The organism is Pseudomonas sp. SDO5522_S412, from assembly GCF_054071215.1.
The window spans coordinates 1-5,071 of the sequence record NZ_JBSVWQ010000326.1 but is presented as its reverse complement, the minus strand read 5'-3'; the positions used below and the strand labels follow the sequence as shown (position 1 = coordinate 5,071).

Sequence of the window (5,071 nt, the reverse complement as noted above, 5' to 3'; positions counted from 1 at the left end):
TCGTTCCCACGCTCTGCGTGGGAATGCCTCACTGGACGCTCCGCGTCCGCTCTTGGGACGCAGAGCGTCCCGGGCTGCTTTCCCACGCAGAGCGTGGGAACGATCATCAGACCGCCAGCAACCGCTCCCGCAACTTGCCAATCTCATCGCGCATCTGCGCCGCCGCTTCAAACTCCAGATCCCGCGCCAGCTGGTACATCTTCTCTTCCAACTGACGAATACGCTTGGTGATCTCGCTCGGCGAACGCAATTCCGCTTCGTACTTGGCATTCTCCTCCGCAGCCTTGGCCATGCCCTTGCGCTTCTTGCTGCGCGAACCCGGCACCGTTGCGCCTTCCATGATGTCGGCCACGTCCTTGAACACACCCTTCGGCGTGATGCCATGCTCCAGGTTGTAGGCAATCTGCTTGTCGCGACGACGCTCGGTCTCGCCAATCGCCCGTTCCATGGAACCGGTAATCCGCTCCGCATACAGAATCGCCCGGCCATTCAGGTTGCGCGCCGCCCGGCCAATGGTCTGGATCAACGAACGCTCAGACCGCAGGAAGCCTTCCTTGTCCGCATCCAGAATCGCCACCAGGGACACTTCCGGCATATCCAGGCCTTCACGCAGCAGGTTGATCCCCACCAGCACATCGAACGCCCCCAGGCGCAGGTCGCGGATGATTTCCACGCGCTCCACGGTGTCGATGTCCGAGTGCAAATAGCGCACGCGCACGCCGTGGTCGGCCAGGTAATCGGTCAAGTCTTCGGACATGCGCTTGGTCAGCGTGGTGACCAGCACCCGCTCCTCCAGGGCCACGCGCTTGGTGATCTCCGAGAGCAGGTCATCCACCTGGGTCAGCGCCGGGCGGATTTCGATTTGCGGGTCCACCAGGCCGGTCGGGCGCACCAGTTGCTCAACTACCCGCCCGGCATGTTCGGCCTCGTAGTTACCCGGCGTGGCCGAGACAAAAATCGTCTGCGGGCTGATGCCTTCGAACTCGTCAAAACGCATCGGCCGGTTATCCAGCGCCGATGGCAGGCGGAAGCCGTATTCCACCAGGGTCTCTTTACGGGAACGGTCACCTTTGTACATCGCGCCCACCTGCGGCACGCTGACGTGGGACTCGTCGATCACCAGCAAGGCATCGTCCGGCAGGTAATCGAACAAGGTAGGTGGCGCCTGCCCGGACTCGCGGCCCGAGAGGTAGCGCGAGTAGTTTTCGATGCCGTTGCAGTAGCCCAGCTCGAGGATCATCTCCAGGTCGAAGCGGGTGCGCTGTTCCAGGCGCTGGGCTTCCACCAGCTTGTTGTTGGAACGCAGGTATTCCAGGCGCTCCACCAGCTCAGCCTTGATGCCCTCGATGGCGCCCATCAGGGTTTCGCGCGGGGTCACGTAGTGGCTTTTCGGGTAGAAGGTGAAGCGCGGCAGCTTGCGGATCACTTCGCCGGTCAACGGGTCGAAGGCCGACAGGCTCTCGACTTCATCGTCGAACAGCTCGATGCGGATCGCTTCCAGGTCGGATTCCGCCGGGTAGATGTCGATCACATCGCCGCGCACGCGGAAGCTCGCCCGGGCGAAGTCTATGTCGTTGCGGGTGTATTGCAGGCTCGTCAGGCGACGCAACAGTTCGCGCTGGTCGAGTTTGTCGCCGCGGTCGACGTGCAGCACCATCTTCAAATAGGTTTCCGGGCTGCCCAGGCCGTAGATGCACGACACCGTGGTGACGATGATCGCGTCTTTACGTTCCAGCAGCGCCTTGGTCGCCGAGAGCCGCATCTGCTCGATGTGGTCGTTGATCGAGGCGTCTTTCTCGATAAAGGTGTCGGACGACGGCACGTAGGCTTCCGGCTGGTAGTAGTCGTAGTAGGAAACGAAGTACTCCACCGCGTTGTTCGGGAAGAACGCCTTGAACTCGCCATACAACTGCGCGGCCAGGGTCTTGTTCGGCGCCAGCACCAGGGTCGGGCGGTTCACCTGGGCGATCACGTTGGCGATGCTGAAAGTCTTGCCGGAGCCGGTCACCCCGAGCAAGGTCTGGTGCGCGAGGCCGGCCTCAATGCCTTCGACCATCAGGCGGATGGCTTCCGGTTGATCGCCGGCGGGCTCGAAGCGGGTGACTAGCTGGAAATCCGACATAACGTACCTCTTGAGTCACCCCGGGGCCGGAAAAAGCAACGGGGACGAAAAAGACCGCGACCCGCGACTGTTCGGCGCAGGTTGCAGGAAAAAACCATGATAGCTGTAGAAGTGGAGGCGAATGTGACGGGTTTCAAGGCAATCGTCCTACATGCCGTTGGTCACCCATGTTGCAATAAGACTAACGGTCGGTAAATAAACCGAAAAACTTGGCCGAAAAGCCGTTTCGGCTGTCGCCGTGAGCAGTGATGGCCTCTATACTAGCTCCCCGTTTGTGCACCGCTCTAGTGCATTCGGCTGGAGCGCGACACGTCCCTCCACTCTCTATAGAGCTGCCGCAAAAATGAGCCTGTTCTCCGCTGTCGAAATGGCACCACGCGATCCAATCCTGGGCCTCAACGAAGCATTCAACGCCGATACCCGAACCACCAAGGTGAACCTTGGCGTGGGCGTTTACTGCAACGAGGAGGGGAAGATTCCACTCTTGCGTGCCGTTGCCGAAGCGGAAGCCATTCGCGTGGCGCAACACGCCGCCCGTGGCTACTTGCCGATCGACGGTATTGTCGCCTACGACCAGGCCGTGCAAAAGCTGCTGTTCGGCGCGCAATCGCCGCTGATCAGCTCCGGCCGCGTTATCACCGCCCAAGCGGTCGGCGGCACCGGCGCCCTGAAAATCGGCGCTGACTTCCTCAAGCAACTGCTGCCCAACGCCGTCGTCGCCATCAGCGACCCGAGCTGGGAAAACCACCAGGCGCTGTTCGAAAAAGCCGGCTTCCCGGTGCAAACCTATCGTTACTACGACGCCGCCACCCACGACGTAAACCGCGCCGGCCTGCTGGAAGACCTCAACGCCCTGCCGCCACAGTCCATCGTCGTGCTGCACGCCTGCTGCCACAACCCGACCGGCGTCGACCTGAGCCCGGCCGACTGGCAACAAGTGCTGGACGTGGTCAAGGCGAAAAAACTCGTGCCGTTCCTCGACATGGCCTACCAGGGCTTTGGCGACGGCATCGACGAAGACGCCGCTGCGGTGCGCCTGTTCGCCGAGTCGGGCCTGACCTTCTTTGTGTCCAGCTCGTTCTCCAAGTCGTTCTCGCTGTACGGCGAGCGCGTGGGCGCCCTGTCCATCGTCACCGACTCCAAGGAAGAAAGCGCGCGCATCCTGTCCCAGGTCAAGCGTGTGATCCGCACCAACTACTCCAACCCGCCGACCCACGGCGCGGCGATCGTGGCAGCGGTGCTGAACAACCCTGAGCTGCGCGCCCAGTGGGAAGCGGAACTGGCGGAAATGCGCCTGCGCATTCGCGGCATGCGCGAGCAGATGGTGGCTGACCTGGCCAAGGCTGCTCCGGGCCACGACTTCAGCTTCGTCGGTCGCCAGCGCGGGATGTTCTCCTACTCCGGCCTGAGCGTTGAACAAGTGACACGCCTGCGTAGCGAGTTTGGTATCTACGCGCTGGATACCGGTCGTATCTGTGTGGCGGCGTTGAACCAGAAGAACATCGATGCCGTGACCAAGGCCATCGTTCAGGTGCTGTAAGCCTGTTGTGATGCAAAAAAAGGGGAAGCCAATGGCTTCCCCTTTTTCATTCTGAAAACCGCGCCCCCTGTGGCGAGGGAGCTTGCTCCCGTTGGGCTGCGAAGCGGCCCCAAAACCTGCCACCGTGAACTTTATGAATGAATGCGGTGCCTGAACTGGGGCTGCTGCGCAGCCCAACGGGAGCAAGCTCCCTCGCCACAGGGTGGGTGGTTTGCCTTCAAGAGCGGGTGTTCAGCCCCTAAAAATTCGCTGCTTTCAGTCCGCTGCCCCTAGACTGACAGCAAGACAGTCCCTTCCCCTTGAGTATCCTATGAGAAACGACGACCTGGACCTGCGTGCCGACCGCGACGAACTGGACCACTTCACCCCGCGCCCACCACCCGCCAAGCGCCAGAAAAGCCTGGTGCTGCAAGTCGCGCTCGGGGTATTCCTCGGTGGTTTGGCGTTGTGGCTGGTGCAACTGGGCGCCGGCGCCCTGATGGCCAAGCTGGCCATGGGCACCTTCCAGTTCGGCGGCTAACTAGTTGCCCGCGGGCCTGTCGAAGTGAATCCTGGAGAAGTGACGCAGCCACCAGTACAACATCGCCAGGCCGTAACCCAAAAAAGCCGACCCTGCTGACGAATAGAGCACCTGAATCAGCGGGGACTCATAAAGGCATTTGCGGGTGCAATCGGGCTCTTCCGGGAAAGCCACAGTTAAACAGGACATTCCGACGCCAATCATGGTCGCCACCGGCAAGACCGCCATATGGCGCCGTCGATTGACCAGTGAACGCAGGAAGGCCCTTCGATAAGGCCCCCAGCGCGCAATCAGCACCCCATAGAAAACGCTGAACAGCCAAGCCAGTGAAAAGATCAGTTTGGTCACCGGCGGGAAGTACGAGCGTTGCGCCCATTTCTCTATCGACGGCAGCGCTTCTGCGAGCCCACCCACCAAGGCATTGGCCCACCTCAGATTGAGAAAACCTTCACTCAACCCTCCAAACACCAGGACCGATGTGAACGCCAGCGGCACCCAGAATATGAGGCGTTGAAAAAAACGGTCCTTTGTCGGCGACTCAACGATTTTCGAGCCTGGAGGCTTAAGCATGGTTTCCCTTCCCTACTGGCAAACGGCCTAAGGCCACTAGCCATCAGCGTAGTCGAGAACACATCAACCTCACCCCACCTCTTGAACGCTCCTCCAGCAATCGGTTTGGCCTTTTGTCTGGTGCAAGCAGGCCCCCTGCAGTTCGGCGGCTGACAAAGATCAAATGTGGGAGCCGTCGAGCTTTAGCGAGGCCGCGATAGCGGTGGATCAGGCACCATCAATGTCGACTGTGCCGACGTCATCGCAGCCTCGCTGAAGCTCGATAGCTCCCACAGGGGGCCTGTGTGACTGATGCAACTGGGTACCGGCGCCCTGATCG

The 5,071-nt window shown here is 61.0% G+C and carries 4 protein-coding genes; 2 read left to right on the top strand and 2 right to left on the bottom strand.

What is annotated here, in order from left to right; translation table 11 throughout:
• Positions 1-106: 106 nt before the first annotated feature.
• The gene (gene uvrB / locus ACW9I6_RS30700; protein ID WP_457340179.1) at positions 107-2,122 is read right to left on the bottom strand and encodes an excinuclease ABC subunit UvrB; all 2,016 of its coding nucleotides are present in this window, start codon (positions 2,120-2,122) and stop codon (positions 107-109) included.
• A gap of 343 nt (positions 2,123-2,465) precedes the next feature.
• Between uvrB and ACW9I6_RS30695 the strand changes: the two genes are divergently transcribed.
• Both ACW9I6_RS30695 and ACW9I6_RS30690 read left to right on the top strand, forming a co-directional pair.
• On the top strand, positions 2,466-3,662 hold the full coding sequence (locus ACW9I6_RS30695) for an amino acid aminotransferase (protein WP_177048027.1): 1,197 nt from the start codon (positions 2,466-2,468) through the stop codon (positions 3,660-3,662).
• 310 nt (positions 3,663-3,972) lie between these two features.
• Positions 3,973-4,182, top strand: coding sequence for a hypothetical protein (locus tag ACW9I6_RS30690; protein WP_017478782.1), 210 nt, complete (start codon positions 3,973-3,975; stop codon positions 4,180-4,182).
• Here the strand turns inward: ACW9I6_RS30690 and ACW9I6_RS30685 are convergent, their stop codons facing one another.
• Positions 4,183-4,752, bottom strand: a complete 570-nt coding sequence (locus tag ACW9I6_RS30685) for a hypothetical protein (RefSeq protein WP_087694344.1) — start codon at positions 4,750-4,752, stop codon at positions 4,183-4,185.
• Positions 4,753-5,071 lie beyond the last annotated feature (319 nt).